Origin of the sequence: Clostridium lacusfryxellense, assembly GCF_018861735.1 — a bacterium.
Lineage (GTDB): Bacteria > Bacillota > Clostridia > Clostridiales > Clostridiaceae > Clostridium_AD > Clostridium_AD lacusfryxellense.
In genome coordinates this window covers 1-18,369 of sequence record NZ_JAHLEB010000021.1, presented here as the reverse complement: position 1 = coordinate 18,369, position 18,369 = coordinate 1, and the positions used below count along the sequence as shown (strand labels likewise).

Genomic DNA, 18,369 nt, shown 5'->3' with positions numbered 1-18,369 from the left:
TAATAAACTTAATACAATCTAAATGGGTATAATAATAGTTATTCCTTTTTTAATTAAAGATATTGATAATTGTATATTTTAAAGGAAATTAAGCTTATTTGTAGAATAATGGTATTAAGGAAGGTTAATGCAATTATTAGATAGATTTTAGCAGAAGGGGTTGAGAAACTTGAAAATAAATATAACAGAAACTGTACTCAGAGATGCACAACAGTCTCTTATTGCAACAAGAATGAATTATAATGAATTTGAAGCCATCCTAGAGAAGATGGATAGTGTGGGGTTTTATTCTATTGAGTGCTGGGGTGGTGCAACATTCGACTCCTGCCTTAGGTTTCTAAATGAAGATCCATGGGAAAGACTTAGGAAAATTAAGTCTATTGTTAAAAACACAAAACTACAAATGCTTTTAAGAGGTCAAAATATATTAGGATATAAACACTATCCAGATGATGTAGTAAGAAAATTTATTCAGTTATCTGTAAAAAATGGAATAGATATTATAAGAATATTTGATGCGCTAAATGATTATAGAAATATTAAAGTCTCAGTTGAGGAGACAGTGAAGTGTGGTGCACATGCTCAAGGATGTATTGTTTATACAACAAGTCCTATTCATAATTTAGATAAGTATGTGGAGCTAGCCAAGCAATTAGAGAGTATGGGTGTTAATTCAATATGTGTGAAGGATATGGCTGGAATTATGGGACCTGGTGAGGCTTACAATCTTATAAAAGCAATTAAAAATGTTGTGAAGCTACCTATATATTTACACACACATTCGACCACGGGACTCGCTCCAATGACTTATCTCAAGGCAATAGAGGCAGGTTGTGATGGAATTGATACAGCTATATCATCATTTTCTGGTGGGACTTCACAGCCAGCTACGGAGTCGATGAACTATGGACTTAAACAATTAGGTTTTACTACTGGACTAAATGAAAATATGCTGAAAGAGATTAATGACTTTTTTAAGCCGCTTAAGGACAAATATATTAAATCAGGATTACTTGATCCCTATGTGCTTGGAACAGAAACTGATGCGCTTGTATATCAGATTCCAGGAGGAATGCTCTCAAATCTTATATCACAGTTAAAACAACAAAATTCAATTAGTAGGCTTGATGAAGTTCTACTTGAAATGCCAAAAGTTAGAAAAGATTTAGGATACCCTCCACTTGTAACTCCTATGAGCCAAATGGTAGGTGTTCAATCAGTTACTAATGTGTTACTAGGTGAAAGATATAAGAATATATCAAAGGAAGTTAAAGCTTATGTAAGAGGAGAATATGGTTTGGCACCAGGAGACATAAACCCAGGGCTTATAAAAAAGATTTTGGGGGATGAAAAACCAATATTAACTAGGTTCGCTGATACATTATTACCTGAATTCAACAAGATAAAAAATGTAATAAAAGATATGGCTATGTCAGATGAAGATGTACTTTCATATATCTTATTTCCACAAATTACTGAGAAGTTCCTTAATGAGAAGGATGATAAAAAAGCAGTTAAGGTTAGTTATACTATTAGGAAAGTGTAAAGGAGGATTTCTATGTCAGTACCGAATAGCTTATTAGTAGCTCTAATTGTAATGAGTATAGTTTTTAGTTGCCTTATAGCGTTAAGTCTTTTGTTAAAAGTTCAGTCATTGATTTTTACCTATATTTATAAAAATAAAACGGTAAAAGATACTTATGAGGAAATCTTTATTGAAAGAGAGGAAGTTTCAAATGTTATTAATTCTCCAGAAAATAATATCGAATTATCAACTGGAGAATTAATCCTCAAAGGAGTAGATGAAAAGACTACTGCGTTAATTATGGCAATTGTAAGTGATGAATTAAAAATACCTTTGAATGAACTTCAATTCAAATCTATAAAATTAATTAACTCATAATTAAAATGTTTTTTAATAAGGAGGTTAAACCTGAGTGAAATATATTGTTACTATTAATGATAATAACTATGAAGTAGAGGTTGAAAGAGGAAAAGCTAGTATAGTAGGAACTAATGATGTTGCCAAGGTAGTAGTTCAAAAAGTAGAAACAACGAGAGTAGTAACTCCAGCGATAGCGGAGCAAGCTGTGACAACTATAGTTGGGGAAGGAGATCCTTTAAAAGCTCCAATGCCTGGTACTATTTTAAAAATTATTGTAACTGAGGGTGATAAAGTTAAAAAGGGAGATGTTCTTTTTATACTTGAAGCAATGAAAATGGAAAATGAAATTACGGCAACTAATGATGGAGTAGTGACACAGATTTTAGTGACAAAAGGTATGTTAGTCGCTACAAACGATGTTCTTGCGAGGATTCAATAGTAGGGAGGAGTGTATATGTCTACAACTTTTACAGATACAATAATGAAAATACTTAATGAATCTGGTTTTGCAGCACTTACATGGCAGCAAGCAGTTATGATTGCTTTGGCATGTGTTCTTATATACCTTGCAATAGTAAAAAAATTTGAACCACTTTTACTTTTACCTATAGCCTTTGGGGTACTCCTAGCTAATTTACCTTTAACTGAGATTATGAACCCGCCACCTAAAAACTCCACGGAACCAGGTGGGCTGCTATACTATTTATATATGGGTGTTAAATTAGGGATTTATCCTTCTTTAATATTTTTAGGTATTGGTGCTATGACAGACTTCGGACCACTTATAGCTAGGCCTTCAAGTTTGTTTTTAGGTGCGGCTGCGCAACTTGGCGTTGCTATTGCGTTTGTGATTGCAACTGCTTTGGGATTCTCACCTGCGCAGGCAGCTTCAATTGCTATTATTGGAGGAGCAGATGGTCCAACTGCAATTTTTGTGACTACAAGACTGGCTCCAGCATTATTACCAGCAATAGCTATTGCAGCTTATTCGTATATGGCTCTTATACCGCTTATTCAACCACCTATAATGAGACTTCTTACTACTAAGAAGGAAAGAAAAATTAAGATGGAGCAGCTTAGAGAAGTGTCTAAGCTTGAGAAGATAGTATTTCCTGTAGCAGTAACAATTATTACAGTTTTACTCCTTCCAACTGTAGCGCCTCTTATTGGAATGCTTATGCTTGGTAATCTATTTAAAGAGTCTGGAGTTGTTGAAAGACTTTCTAGCGAAGTACAAAATAGTATGATAAATATAGTAACAATTTTCCTTGGGACTACAGTAGGAGCTACAGCAGCAGCAGAAACATTCTTACGTCCTGAAACATTAAAAATTATAGCGCTAGGACTTATTGCTTTTGCGTTTAGCACAATAGGTGGGTTACTTCTTGGTAAACTCATGTGTGTTCTGTCAGGTGGAAAAATAAACCCTCTTATTGGTTCGGCAGGAGTATCAGCAGTTCCAATGGCGGCGAGAGTTTCCCAAACAGAAGGTCAAAAGGCCAACCCATCAAATTATCTTCTTATGCATGCAATGGGTCCTAATGTAGCAGGAGTTATAGGTTCCGCAATTGCGGCAGGAGTATTACTAGCTATGTTTGGGTGAAAAAATCGGGGTATTTATATGTTATAATAGTGGATGCTAAGAGTTCGTGTTATGGAGGATGAAAATGAAAAAGCTATATACAGATATATATGATAATATAAAAAATGATATTGTAAAAGGTATTTACAAGTCAGGAGAGAAACTCCCATCAGAAAATGAATTTTGTAAAGAGTATGGCGTAAGTCGTGGTACAGTAAGAAAAGCTTTAGAAATTCTTGCTGAGGAGGGCCTTGTAAATAGCCTTCATGGAAAAGGGGTGTATGTTTTAGAAAATAACTATATTACTTTTTCTGTTGGTGGCCTTGTTAGTTTTAAGGAAGCCAGTGAAATTAATAAAAAAGGATTTATTACCTTTGTACCTAAATTTGAGGAAGTTATAATTGACGAAGTTATAAATAAGAAAACTAATTTAGCTCTGGGAAAAGAAGCTTATAAATTATATAGAGTTCGTAGTTTAGAAAATGAGAGAATAATTTTTGATATTAATTATTTTCTAAAAGATACAGTTAAAGGGTTAACAAGAGATATTGCAGAAAAATCTATTTATGAATATATAGAAGAAACATTAAATATAAAAATAGGATTTGCGAATAAAGTCATTCAAGTTGAAACGGCAACTACTAGAGATAAATTGAATTTAGATATGAAATTTTATGATTTTGTTGTAGTTGTTAGAAATTATGTACATTTAAATGATGGAACTCAATTTGAATACACGGAATCACGCCATCGTCCTGATCGATTTATGTTTTCAGATTTTGCTCGTCGCCGTTAAGGCGATTTTTTTATGTCTTAAGCTAAATATAAAAATTTTATAACCGTTTACATTATTTATTGAAAAGCTATTGACTAACTTGTATATATAAGTTAGTATAAACATATAAGGAACTTGTATAGACAAGTTAATGAGATCATTTAGATAACTAGTTTGTGTAAGTTGTAATTAAAGGGGGCATTTTTATATGAGTAAATTTACAGATGATTCAAAACAATTATTAGAATATATTGGTGGAAAAGAAAATATTGTAGCAGTATCCCATTGTGCAACCCGTATGAGATTTGTACTAAAGGATGATAAAAAAGCAGATACTAAAAAAATTAAAAGCATAAAATCAGTTAAAGGTACTTTTGCACAAGCGGGGCAATTCCAGGTTATTATAGGAAATGAAGTACCTGATTTTTATAATGAGTTTGTAATCGTTTCAGGAGTTGATGGGGTTAGTAAAGATAAAGCAAAGGTTGCAGCAAAAGGTAATATGAATTTTATTCAAAGACTGCTTGCTAATTTAGCAGAAATATTTACACCACTTATTCCAGCACTTGTAGTTGGAGGACTAATATTGGGTTTTCGTAATGTAATTGGAGATATAAAATTACTTGAAGATGGAACTAAAACAATAACACAGATGTATCCATTTTGGGCTGGAGTCCATTCTTTCTTGTGGCTAATTGGTGAGGCTATATTTTTCTACTTACCAGTAGGGATAACCTGGTCTATTTCTAAAAAGATGGGGACAACTCAAATACTTGGTATTGTATTAGGACTTACTCTAGTATCCCCTCAGCTATTAAATGCATATGATGTAGCAAAGACCGCTGCGGATAAGATTCCATTTTGGGATTTTGGATCATTCCACATTCAGATGATAGGATATCAAGCACAAGTTATACCCGCAATTATGGCAGGATTTGTTTTAGCAATCCTGGAGAAAAATGTACGTAAGATTGTTCCAGAGTATTTATCAATGATATTAGTACCGTTCTTCGCATTAGTGCCAACGGTAATAATAGCACATACTGTTTTAGGACCAATAGGTTGGATAATAGGTTCAGCTATATCTGGCGCTGTGTATACTGGGTTAACTTCCGCTTTTGGGTGGTTATTCGCAGCAGTGTTTGGATTCTTTTATGCACCACTAGTAATTACTGGACTTCATCATATGACAAATGCTATTGATCTACAGCTTATGGCAGAATTTAACGGAACAAATTTATGGCCAATGATAGCACTTTCAAATATAGCTCAAGGTTCTGCAGTTATGGCAATGATACGTATAAATAGAAAGACAAAACCTGAAGAAGAACAGGTATCAATACCAGCAGCTATTTCCTGTTACCTTGGAGTAACAGAACCTGCTATGTTTGGTATTAACTTAAAATACGTATATCCATTCCTTGCAGCTATGGTAGGATCGGCGTTAGCAGGAGTAATATCAGTAGCTTCGGGAGTTATGGCTAATTCAATTGGTGTTGGAGGAATCCCAGGTATATTATCTATTAAACCAAAATTCATGTTGATTTTTTCAGTAGCAATGGTTGTGGCAATTGTGGTTCCATTTGTATTAACTATAATTCTTTCTAAAACAAAATTTGCGGCAAAATTTGCACCTGAGGATTAGTTGTAATAATTAAAATTATTATATTGAAAAGATGTATAAAATATATAGTGTGCATAAAAGGGACTTTTAATATAAGTCCTTTTATGTGCATTAATTTAAAGGAGAGTAGGGTATGAAAGATTTTAAGAAAAGTGTAGTTTATCAAATATATCCTAAATCATTTAAAGATTCTGACGGAGATGGAATTGGCGACTTAAAGGGTGTTACGCAGAAATTAAATTATTTAAAAAACTTAGGAGTAGACTATATATGGTTAACCCCATTTTACAATTCTCCACAAATAGACAACGGGTATGATGTATCAGATTATTGTAGTATAGATAACGTCTTTGGATCAATGCAAGATTTTGAGGAAATGGTAGTCGAAGCTAAAAAATTAGAGATTGATGTTATGCTAGATATGGTTTTTAACCATACATCTATAGAGCATAATTGGTTTAAAAAAGCTATGGCTGGTGATGAAAAATATAAAAATTATTACATATTTAAGGAGCCTAAAAATGGTGATAAACCAACAAATTGGGTTTCAAAGTTTGGTGGTTCAACTTGGGAATATGCTAAAGAATTTGATGAATACTATTTACATTTGTTTGATAAAACTCAAGCAGACCTTAATTGGAAAAATGAAGAACTAAAGCAAGAAGTGTTTGATGTGGTTAATTTTTGGATCGAAAAAGGAGTTAAAGGATTTCGTTTTGATGTAATAAATTTAATTTCAAAACCTGATATATATGAAGATGATTACAAGGGCGATGGACGCCGTTTCTATACAGATGGACCCAAAATTCATGAATATTTAAAAGAACTTAATAGTGAAACGTTTGGTAAATGTGAAGACATAATTACAGTAGGCGAAATGTCTTCTACAACTTTAGAAAATTGTAGTAAGTATTCAAATCCTACAGAAAAAGAATTATCAATGGTATTTAATTTTCATCATCTTAAGGTTGATTATAAAAATGGTGATAAATGGAGTTTGATGGATTTTGATTTTAAACAGCTAAAACAAATTCTTAATGATTGGCAAGTTGGAATTGAAGAAGGTAATGGTTGGAATGCTGTATTCTGGTGCAATCATGACCAGCCACGTATTGTGTCTCGTTTTGGTGATGATAAGAAATACCGTGAGGAATCTGCAAAAATGTTGGCAACAACAATCCATATGTTAAGAGGTACACCTTATATATATCAAGGAGAAGAATTTGGCATGACAAATGCTTACTTTGATAAAATTGAGTTATACAAAGATGTAGAATCAATTAATTATTACAATATTTTAAAAGATAAGGGAATAGAAGATAAAGATATAATTAAGATTTTACAATCAAAATCACGAGATAATGCACGAACCCCAGTTCAATGGAATGATAGTGGAAATGCTGGATTCACTACGGGTTCGCCCCATATATCAGTAAGTGAAAATTACAAGGAAATAAATACGCAGAAGGCTTTAGAGGATAAAAATTCAATTTTTTATCATTACAAAAATCTTATAGCACTTAGAAAAAAATATGATGTAATTGCGTATGGTGATTTTAAAATCATTCTTGAAGATAATTCTCAAATATTTGCCTATATTCGATCTTTTAAGGATGAGAAACTTTTAGTTGTAAATAATTTTTATGGTAAGGAAACTATATTTAATCTACCAGAAGGGTTATCACTTAATGGACTGTCAACTATATTAATATCGAATTATAAAGATACATTAAATAATATTGAGAAATTAACTTTAAGGCCATATGAATCAATTGTTTTTCATGTGAAATAGTGCTTAAGTGAGAAGGGAATATTTAAATTCAAAAATTTTAATAACCTGCTTTGGTTAAGCAGGTTATTTTGGATTCTGTAAGAAAAACAAGTGTAGTAAGAAGTTAAAAAAAAGGATATACTAATATTAAAACAAGGCAAACTAAAGGAGTTGGGGAAAATGAAAAAGATGATGTTAATTACTAGCTTAACCCTTTCACTTGTACTTCTTAGCGGTTGCGCAGCTAAAAGTATTGTTAACTCTGATGATAAAAAAAATACAGTCCCAAAAGTTACTACTCCAAGTGTTGTAAAGACAGTTCCGAAAGAAACTAAGGCACTACCAACTATTAAAGACTATTTTGACTATAAAGAAAACACAAAATATGTGTATGAGGGAAAAGGGAATGAGTATGCTGCAAAGGACGTATCAGTTGACTATTTAACTGGAAACCGTGTTCAACTAAGATCTAGTAATGGAGGAACAGTAATGGGGCAGGTTCTTGAAAATAAAAATGGACAGATTATAATGATGTTATCTAAAGAAGAGTTTTATTATAGAGAGAATTTAACTCAAAAACCTAGTAGTAAAGAAGAAATTTTGCTTAAAGAGCCATTAGTAAAAGGAACAGCATGGACACTGGCTGACAACAGGAAACGATATATTTCGAATGTAGATATCGAAGTAACCACTCCTTTGGGAAAATATAAAACACTTGAAGTTACCACTCAAAGTAAAGATAGCAAGACCTTAGATTATTATGCACAAAATGTTGGTTTAGTTAAATCATTATATATTGCAGAAGGGATGGAGGTTTCCACAACATTAAGTAGGATAGAGAAAAATGTTAAATTTACTCAAGATGTAAACTTTTATTATCCAAATGTTGATGAAGATAAATTATATTTCGTAAATAAGAAGCTTTCATTTAATACTAATGATATAACAAAGATTGTTATAGAAAAAGCTTTTAAAGAGCTTCCTAAAGGAAATTTTGGGAAGGTACTTAGTCCAAACACCAAAATTAAAAGCCTTTATTTAAATAAGGATAATATTGTTTATGTGGATTTTACAAAAGAATTGACTAGTGAAATGAATGCAGGCTCTGGTTATGAGAGTATGATACTACAAAGTATTACGAACACACTTGGAACATATTATGGAGTGAATAAAGTCTATATAACGATAGAAGGTAGCCCGTATTCTTCAGGACATATATTAATGAAAAAAGGTGAATACTTCACGGTAAACACGAAAAATAGTATTGAATTAAAATGAAAATTAAAAATTATCTGAATATTTAAAAAATATCTTTACAACCAAGTTTTATTATGTTAGTATGTAAACAAGAAGAAGATATTTCTTCTAGCAAATCCTAATTCATTAATATAGATTAAAAACAATTTTTATTTAGGAAATTAGGTAAGTAAAAAGATTCAACATGTAAGATTTAATGTTTAAAATTTAAGTCAAAGATTCAAGATTCAAGATTCAAGATTCAAGATTCAAGATTCAAGATAAAAGAATGATATTTGAGTTGTTTTAATTATAGTCAAAAAGAAAATCACTATTAATGTAAATGTAATTTAAACGATGGTATGGAATAGAAGGGAAGGTGCGTTATAACAGACATAATAAATGAATTAGGGTTTGCTTAGCAGTCAATTTATAGAATTTATATAAATTGGCTGCTATAATTTTTTGACCCTATATTGTCTTCTTTAATCTTTCTGCAAAAGCATAAATTTTTTCTTCAGATAATTCGTATACACTAGTTTTTACACCTTTTACTTTACTCATAATAAATTTTTCGAAGAAATTTAGTTTATTTATATCTATCTCGAATCCGAAAATATCTTTAACTAAAGCATGCTCAAATAGAACTGGTGGAAAAGCTGATATTAATTCTTTTGTCTTTAAGGTTTCATCTTTTTCACCAGCACAGAGAAATAATCCTATTCTCTTTTCTAGAAGGGTTGATAGACTTTCAGTTATGAAATCTATAAGTTTTTTTTGAACTTTACCTATATAAATAGAGCCACCTAAAATTATGTTATCATATTTATCAAGGTTAGTAGGGGGAAAAAGCATAATATTTACTACATCTACATCACCTGTAAGCTTAGACTTTAGAATATTAGCTGATTTTTCAGCTGTGCCATGTTTAGACGAATAAACGATTAATGTTTTCATATGAATTCTCCTTTTATATTTATAGTTTTAATTTTTTATAAAAACTTAAAGCAAGATTTGTAGGAAAAAGACGTTTCTCAAATAAAATTATTATTGATAAACTAGCTTGAATTAACCCAATGATAAAAAATAAAATATGAAGGAAAACAACATCATTAATCATTAAACATTGTACAACAATAAATATGACTAAAGCCCAACTAAAAACACAACTTATATAACCTTGAAATCCTAATTTAAAACGAAATGTTAAAGCACTAACAATGTTGCCCAGACCGATTATAGTAAATAAGATAACCCCAGGCATAAGATAATTACTAAATGGAGAATTTTTTAAAACATCGACTGACATTCCCATTGGCGATTGCGGACTAATAATAGCAGCAAGTCCTCCAAACATGGCTCCTATTCCTACAAATAAATGCAAGGAAGATAGTATACTATATACTTTCCTCATTTTTACATACCCCCTATAAAATACTTTAAGATACAATTGCCTTTATTAGTATATTCACATGATGTTCAATTAATATTTCTTTCTGAGATTCATTTATATCGTCTTCTATAATAATGCGAATTATTAAACCAAAAATGGAGGACCACAGAACTTGTGCGGTAAGCTCTATATAACTTTCATCCTTAGGGTTATCAGTGTAAACATCCCTAAGTTGTTGACAGAGTATACTTAAAGCCTCTCTTTTTTGAGATGCACCTTTAAACAAAACTGAAGTATAGTGAAGTATACTTTGAGAAGTACTAAGCATTATGGTTTTATATTCTAAAGGGATTTTTAACGCCATTAAAATATAAGTTTTAAGCCCTTCCTTAAGTTTTTCAGTGGGAACTTTATTTGATTGTGTTATGGAAGTCAAAGTGGATAAAATAGTTTTATAACCCTTAATCATTAGGCAATTTATTATTTCTTCCTTATCCTTGAAATAATAATATATAATAGCGGGTGAATATTCTATTTTGCTTGCAATCTTCCTTATCGAAACATTAACTATACCCTCAGAGGATATAATTTCCTGAGCTGTATTTAAAATTAGTTCTCTTCGAATTTCTCTTTCTTTTTCTTTTCTTTCATTAGTTCCCATAAAAGTCTCCCTATTAAATATGTTAAAATATTAAACATGTTCAATTATTAAACAGTGTTCAACATTATAATAATACTTAGAAACTACACTGTCAATAGCTATTACATTTTATTATTTGTTGTAGGTTAAGTGAAAATTTAACTTTTTTCTTAATGAATAACATGGAATTAACATATATATGATATAATTTTAGTAGAATATTAAAGGATGTGTTAACATGGTTAATGAAATAAACATGGTAGAAAAAAGTAGAGAAATATTTTTTACTAATGAATTTGAAAAAATAAAAACTCATTATAAAGAATTAAAAAATCTAGCTATAAAATCTAATCCAAGTGACAAAGATTATATTGAATATCTAGAACTAGACTTTAATAGAGCAATAGAACAATTTATTAAAGAAGCTACTTCAATTGATTAAGATATGCAAGTTTAGGATTTACTAATGTAGTTTTTAATATTGAGAGGAAGGCAAACAATGAAATTAATTTGTAAATGTGGTAACATAGAAGATTTAACAACAGATAATAAAACAGAAAACTTTGAATTTAAAAATTGTGATGATGGTACTATATTAGCAGTTTGTAAGAAGTGTAATGAAGTCATTTTTATAAAATTAAAGAATAGATAATATGCATTATATATGCTGGATAAGATGGTTGGGTAAAATCAACTGTCTTACCCAGCATTTTTGTTTTTAGGAGGTTTATATATTTATGGAACAACATAACGATTTAACGCAGGGAAAGGTTACTTTCACATTATTAAAATTTGCATTACCATTTCTACTAGCGAGTTTGCTTCAAGCACTTTATGGGGCGGCGGATTTGCTAGTTGTTGGTCAGTTTGGTGATTCAGCGCAAGTTTCTGCTGTGGCCACAGGTAGTCAGATTATGCAAACAATAACAAGTGTTATTCTTGGATTAACTACGGGAGGTACTATTTTAATTGGTAACTATTTGGGTGCGAAGAAATTCAAGGATATTGCTGAGTCAGTTGGAACTATCATTTGTATTTTTGGTATAATAGCTGCTATTTTGACTGTGATCATGATGATACTTACAGGTAATATTACAAAGTTAATGAACACACCAATTGAGGCAATTGAAGACACAAAACAGTATATTTTTATATGTTCTTGTGGTATTCCATTTATTATTGGTTATAATGCATTAAGCGGCATTCTACGAGGTTTAGGCAATTCAAAAGCTCCGTTATTATTTATTATGGTAGCTTGCCTAACTAACATTGCCATAGATTTAATATTAGTGGGTGGGTTCCATATGGGAGCACCAGGAGCCGCAATTGCGACTATAGTCGCACAAGCCATAAGCTTCATAATTGGAGCCTTTTATATAAAAAAGGTTGGATTTAACTTTGATTTTAATCGTAGTGATATTAGGATTGAAGCAGGAAAAGCGAAAAAAATTTTTAAGCTAGGATTACCAATTTCCATGCAGGATGGTCTAATAAATATATCTTTTATAATAATTACAGCAGTTATTAATGTAATGGGACTTACTGCTTCTGCATCAGTAGGTGTTGTGGAAAAAATCATTGTATTTACAATGCTTCCAACCATTGCATTTGCATCAGCAATTGCAGTAATGACGGCTCAGAATATGGGTGCAAGAAAAGAAGAAAGGGCAAAACAATGCTTGTATGTAGGGGTGGCCTCTTCTTTAATAATGGGTATAACATGCTTTGCATATGCACAATGGAATCCAACATCGCTTACAGCGTTGTTTTCCAGGGATACGACAGTGATACAAACAGCATCGTTGTATCTGAAATCATACAGCTTCGACTGTATTTTGGTATGCTTTGTGTTTTGTATGAATTCTTTTTTCAGTGGCTGTGGGAATTCTTTGTTCCCGATGATTCACAGTTTGATTACTACATTTATTATTCGCATTCCTGTATCCTTTGCTTTAAGTAAAATGTCAGGGGTTACACTATATGAGATTGGGTTTGCGTCGCCTCTAGCAACATTCGCATCACTCATAATGTGCATATTCTACATGAGGTCTGAAAAATGGAATAATAATATTGGATTTTGAAGAAATGATTTATACAACTATTTAGAAAGAATCTTAAGTATTTATTACGAATTACAAATTCAATTGAACTTTGGAAAAATATAGTATAATATTAACTTGTTCGAGGTATATAACAGAAAAGACAGGGGGGATATATAGTGAATGTATTAGAAGTAAAAGATGTGTACAAGCATCTTGGCAAAAGAGAAATTATTAAAGGAATAACTTTTTCAGTAGAAGAAGGAGAAATATTTGGATTTTTAGGACCCAATGGAGCTGGTAAAACAACTACTATTAGAATGATGGTAGGTTTAATAGCAGCGAACAAAGGGACTATAACAATTATGGGACATGAGATAAGTAGCGCTAGAGAAAAAGCACTAAGTTGCATAGGGGCAGTAGTAGAGAACCCGGAATTATATACATATTTAACTGGAAGACAAAACTTAATGCAGATTGCAGCCATAAGAAAGATTTCTAAAAAAGATGTAGAGGAAGTAATCGGACTCGTAAATTTAAAGGATAGAATAGATGACAAGGTGAAAAAGTATTCCCTTGGAATGAAGCAGAGATTAGGTCTTGCAGCGGCGCTAATCTCAAAACCTAAACTACTTATTTTGGATGAGCCAACAAATGGTCTTGACCCAACGGGTATAATGGATTTTAGGGATATAGTTAAACATGCTGCAAAGGAATTAAAAACAGCTGTGTTCATATCATCTCATATGTTAAGCGAAGTTCAGCAACTCTGCGATACAGTTGCATTTATAAATGGGGGAGTAATAAAATCAATAGAGAGTATAACCGGTGGAGATATAAAGCAAGACATGGATACTGTAGTAGTTGTTACTAAGGATATTGAAAAGTGTGAGGAGATACTCAAAAATTTAAGTTTCGTTCATAAAACACATAGAAATGAGGATGACTTAGTTGTAGAGCTTGATGTAGATTCAACTCCAGAATTGATTTTTTCGCTTTCGGAAAACAAAATTAGAGTAACCGAAGTATATAAGAAATATAAGGGACTTGAGCAAAGGTACATGGAGCTTGTTGAGGGAGGAATGAGAGAATGATGATATTTACGCTTATTTCAAATGAGATAAAAAAGCTTATGATGAGGAAAAAGACAATTATAGTATTTGCAGCATTTATATTATTAACAATTGCAATAGGATATGGAGTTTATAGGGACGAGCAAAACAGAAAGCAATGGTCAAGTCCAGAATTTAGGATGGCAAATTTAGAGGAATCTATAAAAATGCGTAAGCAAGATATGGATAATCCAAATGCTTCTGCGGAAAACAAGAGTTCTGGGAAAGAAGAAATCGCTAATATGGAGCAAGAGTTAGCTAATATTAAACTTGAGAAAAGTGGAAAAACTGTTGATTGGAAAAGCCAATTAAAGGAGAACATAGATAGCTCACAGAAAATTCTAAATGATAATAATTCGGGTATGGTGAATAATGAAAAAGATAGAATGAAATTGGAATTACAGAAGTCTAAATATCTATATGATAATAATATAAAGCCTGAAGAAGGAAATAAACTAAATGCACTTAATTTTATTCAAACGCTATTTGGTGTTCTAGGCACTATATTTATAGCTTTAGGCGTTATGGTGTTTACGGGTGATATGGTTTCTGGTGAATTTACACCTCCTACCATGAAGATATTGCTTACTCAGCCGGTTTCAAGGGCTAAAGTGCTAGCATCTAAATTCATAGCAGTAGCTGGAGTAGCAACGCTATTAATATTAGTAGTGGAGATTTTATCATTTGTGATAATGGGATTGATATTTGGTTTTGGAAATGCAGGCTACCCAGTAATAGCCGGAACAATATATAAATGGGACTTAACTCAAAGTATTTATGGTGGGCATCCTATTATAGCAGTTGCAGGATCATCATATATAATGACCACTGGGAACTTTGTAATTAGAATGTTTTTAATGCAAACATTATTTATAATTACATGTGTATCAGTTGGATTTATGTTATCATCCATTGTAAAGAGCAGTATGGTTTCTGTAAGTTTGAGTATAGTTATTGTAGTTGCTCTTACAATACTAGTTCAAATGCCAGCACTTAATAAGGTAGCACAATATATGTTTACCTCATATGGAGACATAGGATCAGTACTTTCGGGTGATGCTGTAATGAGATTCGCAAACCCTAATCCTAATGTAACCACGGCATTCGGAATAGCGACTTTAATAGTTACAAGTGTAGTTAGTTATCTAATAGCGCATATTGTTTTTACGAAAAAAGATATTTTGATATAGAATTAAATAAAGAACAAAACATAAAGCTCTGGGGGTAACCTCAGGGTTTTATTTTGTTTGATTTAAAAAGTTAGATTTAAATTAATAAATATAAACTTAAAATATATTTTCATAAATATTGAAGGAATAGAAATAATTATGTTGAATTTGTATTTATATAGTAATGATTATTTGAATAGGTAAAATATTCTGATTAATAGATATACAAAGGAGAGTATAATCATAAAAAAGAGGACGGAGGGGGGAATGTAGAAATGAATGAGTATACTTTTACAATGAGTTTACGGGAGGATGAGTCCTATAGAAAAAGTTTCAATGAACTCGCATACAAAACATTTGGAATTTCATTTGTTCTATTGTTGTTCTTTTATGAGTGATAACATTTTTTATATACCTGATTTAGATATCGCCGTTGTTGCAGAATATGAGGATGATACTCTTTATTTACAAGATATTTTTAGCTTACATGAATTTAAATTGGAAAATATAATTAATATTTTGATCGATCATGACATGAAAGTCGTATTAGGATTTACTCCACTTTTAAGTGGGAAATTTAATTGTAAATTACATGATAATTCAAATGACATTCTTTTTGTGAAATCTAATTCTGATTTAAATTTGGATAAATGTAGGTTTCCTGTTTTGTCACACGCATAATAAAAACAAAAATAAGGAGAGATATATAATGCCAGAAGATAAAGTGAGATTAATAAATGTATGTCCTGTTTTTATTTCGCAAGATGTAAAAAGAACTGTTACTTTTTATGTTGAAAAACTTGGATTTAAATTTGCAACACATTATGATAAAATTGATAACTTTGCAACTATTTATAGGGATTCGATTGAATTAGTAATTGTAAAATCTAAATTTGGGAAAATAGAATCAAATACAAGAAGATATGGTGCTGGATATGATGCTTACATAGATCCTAATACAGTTGCTGGAGTAGATGTAATATATAAAGAATTTTTATCTAAAGGTGTGAAAATAGTATCTAAACCAATGGAAACGGACTATGGTAGTTATGAATTTGTTATTGAAGATATTGATGGAAGATATATTGGTATAGGACTTATTTATGATAAAAAAGTTTATTTCAAGAATTCGGATATAGATATCTAATAAATACAGGGGAGTGTATGAAAAAAACTGATTAGATCTAGCAGCAAAGCTAATCAGACTCATTAGCATACTTAGAAATGCTTAAAACAATAAAACCCAATTCAAATTTTATTGTTGATGGTTCGTTACCGGCTGATGTTATTGTTAATGAGATTTATGATACAATTAATACGATATCTAAGTGAATGCAACTTTTAGTTGACATATATGTTATCTTTAATTGGTAGCAATATGAATGTTTTATTAGTAAACTTATCAAGGGGTGATTAAAAATGAGTTTTCGGGAACAATTGCAAATGCTTAGAAAAGGAAAAGGATTATCACAAGAAAAATTAGCTGAAACGTTAGGTATATCAAGACAGGCGGTTGCAAAGTGGGAAGTTGGACACTCATATCCTGATATTTCAAGGTTAATTGCATTGAGTGAGTTCTTTAAAGTAAGCATTGATAAATTAGTTAATGATTATGAAGAAAATTGTCGTTTAAATGTAGAGGAAAATAAAGCTTATTCTATAAATGAAAAAATAATAGAATTTCTACGTATAGCTAAAAGAGCAACGTATGCAGGAAAGGGTGCGGAAATTCAATCTTCAAGACCTAATTCACATGATTTAGAGTATGTAGAAGGAAATTTAAAGTATATTGATACCTATTTAGGGGGAGAACGATTCGCGGGAGAAGAAGCTTTATGGAAGAATGATATTCCGTTTTGGTCTATGAATTATACAGGTAGAATCATAGGAGAAGGATTTTCAGGAAACTTTTTAAAAGAAGTTTTAAGTTTAGTACCAAAAGAGAACCCATATCGTGGGCCTATGGTATATCAAAATGGACAATATAAATATCATAATATTGTTAATGGTGAATTTGAATGGTTTCAAGGATTTGAAGAAATTTATTTTGATAATACGAAAGTATATGAGGGTTTCTTTCATGGTGGAACTATTAAATAATAGATTAGTAGAAAAGGAGAATTTATAATGATTCTAAGTAGAAATGATAGCTGCTGGTGTGGAAGTGGACTAAAATATAAGACTTGCCATTTTGAGTTTGATAAGAAAATAAAAATATTAAAGAAGCAAGGATACATAGTTCCAACAAAAAAACTTATTAAAAATAAAGAGCAAATTGATGGAATAAGGAAAAGTGCTAAAATTAATAATGGTCTTTTAGATTTAGTTGGTGAGAAAATTAAAGAAGGAATGACTACAGAGGAAATTGATATATTGGCTTATGAATATACAATAGCACGTGGTGGAATTCCAGCTACTCTTAATTATGATGGGTTTCCTAAAAGTATTTGTACATCGGTTAATGATGAAGTTTGTCATGGTATACCAAGTAAGGATGTAGTACTTAAAAATGGAGATATTATAAATGTCGATGCAACTACTATGCTTAATGGATATTATTCGGATGCATCAAGAATGTTTATGATTGGAGCAGTAATTGATGAGGCTAAGAAGATAGTAACAATAGCCAAGGAGTGCTTAAGTAAGGGTATCGAAGCAATAAAACCTTGGGGGTTTTTAGGCGATATTGGTGCTGCTATTCAAGAATATGCACAGAGTAATGGATATAGCGTAGTTTGGGATTTTGGAGGACATGGAGTTGGACTCCAAATGCATGAGGATCCTTTTGTTTTTCATATTGGGACTAAAGGAACAGGTATGATTTTAGTGCCAGGAATGGTATTTACTATAGAGCCAATGATAAATGAAGGAAGTCATGAAATATTAGTAGATGAGGATGATGGGTGGACGGCGTTTACAGCTGATGGATCTTTATCAGCACAGTGGGAGCACACAATTCTTGTAACAGAGGATGGTATAGAGATAATAGCAAAATAGATAATAATAAGAATTTAATAATAGATATAGTATAGTAGGGGCTTGTGAAATGCTAAAATAAAAATTGTGGATAACTTTTGGGAAAACCTCCAAAAAGTGCAAAAAAAAGAGTACTCAAAGAACCCTTGAAAAAATGTAATGCGGAG

The 18,369-nt window shown here is 31.4% G+C and carries 21 protein-coding genes; 18 read left to right on the top strand and 3 right to left on the bottom strand.

Going from position 1 to position 18,369, the window contains the following annotated elements:
- The first annotated feature begins 169 nt into the window (after positions 1 to 169).
- From KPL55_RS13210 to KPL55_RS13175, 8 genes are all read left to right on the top strand, one after another.
- Positions 170 to 1,546, top strand: coding sequence for an oxaloacetate decarboxylase subunit alpha (locus tag KPL55_RS13210; protein WP_216307206.1), 1,377 nt, complete (start codon positions 170 to 172; stop codon positions 1,544 to 1,546).
- Between the two features lie 12 nt (positions 1,547 to 1,558).
- The gene (locus tag KPL55_RS13205; protein ID WP_216307205.1) at positions 1,559 to 1,903 is read left to right on the top strand and encodes an OadG family protein; all 345 of its coding nucleotides are present in this window, start codon (positions 1,559 to 1,561) and stop codon (positions 1,901 to 1,903) included.
- Between the two features lie 34 nt (positions 1,904 to 1,937).
- Positions 1,938 to 2,324: a biotin/lipoyl-containing protein gene (locus tag KPL55_RS26570; protein ID WP_216307204.1), complete on the top strand. Its 387-nt coding sequence runs from the start codon at positions 1,938 to 1,940 to the stop codon at positions 2,322 to 2,324.
- 15 nt (positions 2,325 to 2,339) lie between these two features.
- Positions 2,340 to 3,488 (top strand): sodium ion-translocating decarboxylase subunit beta, encoded by a 1,149-nt coding sequence (locus KPL55_RS13195; RefSeq protein WP_216307203.1) that lies wholly within the window; start codon positions 2,340 to 2,342, stop codon positions 3,486 to 3,488.
- A gap of 64 nt (positions 3,489 to 3,552) precedes the next feature.
- Positions 3,553 to 4,263: a trehalose operon repressor gene (gene treR, locus KPL55_RS13190; protein ID WP_216307202.1), complete on the top strand. Its 711-nt coding sequence runs from the start codon at positions 3,553 to 3,555 to the stop codon at positions 4,261 to 4,263.
- 187 nt (positions 4,264 to 4,450) lie between these two features.
- On the top strand, positions 4,451 to 5,887 hold the full coding sequence (treP, locus tag KPL55_RS13185) for a PTS system trehalose-specific EIIBC component (RefSeq protein ID WP_216307201.1): 1,437 nt from the start codon (positions 4,451 to 4,453) through the stop codon (positions 5,885 to 5,887).
- 112 nt (positions 5,888 to 5,999) lie between these two features.
- Positions 6,000 to 7,658, top strand: coding sequence for an alpha,alpha-phosphotrehalase (treC, locus tag KPL55_RS13180; RefSeq protein ID WP_216307200.1), 1,659 nt, complete (start codon positions 6,000 to 6,002; stop codon positions 7,656 to 7,658).
- 159 nt (positions 7,659 to 7,817) lie between these two features.
- On the top strand, positions 7,818 to 8,915 hold the full coding sequence (locus KPL55_RS13175; RefSeq protein ID WP_216307199.1) for a GerMN domain-containing protein: 1,098 nt from the start codon (positions 7,818 to 7,820) through the stop codon (positions 8,913 to 8,915).
- Positions 8,916 to 9,344: 429 nt separating this feature from the next.
- Here KPL55_RS13175 and KPL55_RS13170 read toward each other — a convergent pair whose 3' ends face one another.
- Genes KPL55_RS13170 through KPL55_RS13160 form a run of 3 tightly spaced genes read right to left on the bottom strand, consistent with a single transcriptional unit; the run spans position 9,345 to position 10,927 of the window.
- The gene (locus KPL55_RS13170; protein WP_216307198.1) at positions 9,345 to 9,830 is read right to left on the bottom strand and encodes a flavodoxin domain-containing protein; all 486 of its coding nucleotides are present in this window, start codon (positions 9,828 to 9,830) and stop codon (positions 9,345 to 9,347) included.
- A 19-nt stretch (positions 9,831 to 9,849) separates the two neighbouring features.
- Positions 9,850 to 10,287 carry a hypothetical protein gene (locus KPL55_RS13165; protein ID WP_216307197.1) on the bottom strand — a complete coding sequence of 146 codons (438 nt, stop codon included), beginning with the start codon at positions 10,285 to 10,287 and terminating at the stop codon, positions 9,850 to 9,852.
- Positions 10,288 to 10,312: 25 nt separating this feature from the next.
- Positions 10,313 to 10,927 (bottom strand): TetR/AcrR family transcriptional regulator, encoded by a 615-nt coding sequence (locus KPL55_RS13160; RefSeq protein ID WP_216307196.1) that lies wholly within the window; start codon positions 10,925 to 10,927, stop codon positions 10,313 to 10,315.
- A 217-nt stretch (positions 10,928 to 11,144) separates the two neighbouring features.
- Here KPL55_RS13160 and KPL55_RS13155 point away from each other — a divergent pair, with 217 nt between their 5' ends.
- From KPL55_RS13155 to KPL55_RS13115, 10 genes are all read left to right on the top strand, one after another.
- Positions 11,145 to 11,348 (top strand): hypothetical protein, encoded by a 204-nt coding sequence (locus KPL55_RS13155; RefSeq protein WP_216307195.1) that lies wholly within the window; start codon positions 11,145 to 11,147, stop codon positions 11,346 to 11,348.
- 57 nt (positions 11,349 to 11,405) lie between these two features.
- Positions 11,406 to 11,558: a hypothetical protein gene (locus tag KPL55_RS13150; RefSeq protein WP_216307194.1), complete on the top strand. Its 153-nt coding sequence runs from the start codon at positions 11,406 to 11,408 to the stop codon at positions 11,556 to 11,558.
- Between the two features lie 85 nt (positions 11,559 to 11,643).
- On the top strand, positions 11,644 to 12,987 hold the full coding sequence (locus KPL55_RS13145) for an MATE family efflux transporter (protein ID WP_216307193.1): 1,344 nt from the start codon (positions 11,644 to 11,646) through the stop codon (positions 12,985 to 12,987).
- 137 nt (positions 12,988 to 13,124) lie between these two features.
- Positions 13,125 to 14,039, top strand: coding sequence for an ABC transporter ATP-binding protein (locus tag KPL55_RS13140; protein ID WP_216307192.1), 915 nt, complete (start codon positions 13,125 to 13,127; stop codon positions 14,037 to 14,039).
- The gene (locus KPL55_RS13135) at positions 14,036 to 15,247 is read left to right on the top strand and encodes an ABC transporter permease (RefSeq protein ID WP_216307191.1); all 1,212 of its coding nucleotides are present in this window, start codon (positions 14,036 to 14,038) and stop codon (positions 15,245 to 15,247) included. Before KPL55_RS13140 ends, KPL55_RS13135 begins: the two co-directional genes overlap by 4 nt.
- Before the next feature lie 254 nt (positions 15,248 to 15,501).
- Positions 15,502 to 15,624 (top strand): hypothetical protein, encoded by a 123-nt coding sequence (locus tag KPL55_RS26380; RefSeq protein ID WP_281418854.1) that lies wholly within the window; start codon positions 15,502 to 15,504, stop codon positions 15,622 to 15,624.
- Entirely contained in the window at positions 15,617 to 15,907 is a 291-nt protein-coding gene (locus KPL55_RS13130) for a hypothetical protein (RefSeq protein WP_216307190.1), read from the top strand. The genes KPL55_RS26380 and KPL55_RS13130 overlap by 8 nt, the downstream gene beginning before the upstream one ends.
- A 28-nt stretch (positions 15,908 to 15,935) precedes the next feature.
- Positions 15,936 to 16,373: a VOC family protein gene (locus KPL55_RS13125; protein WP_216307189.1), complete on the top strand. Its 438-nt coding sequence runs from the start codon at positions 15,936 to 15,938 to the stop codon at positions 16,371 to 16,373.
- A 272-nt stretch (positions 16,374 to 16,645) separates the two neighbouring features.
- Positions 16,646 to 17,326: a DUF5680 domain-containing protein gene (locus tag KPL55_RS13120; RefSeq protein ID WP_216307188.1), complete on the top strand. Its 681-nt coding sequence runs from the start codon at positions 16,646 to 16,648 to the stop codon at positions 17,324 to 17,326.
- A gap of 27 nt (positions 17,327 to 17,353) precedes the next feature.
- Positions 17,354 to 18,223, top strand: coding sequence for a methionyl aminopeptidase (locus tag KPL55_RS13115; protein WP_216307187.1), 870 nt, complete (start codon positions 17,354 to 17,356; stop codon positions 18,221 to 18,223).
- Positions 18,224 to 18,369: the final 146 nt, after the last annotated feature.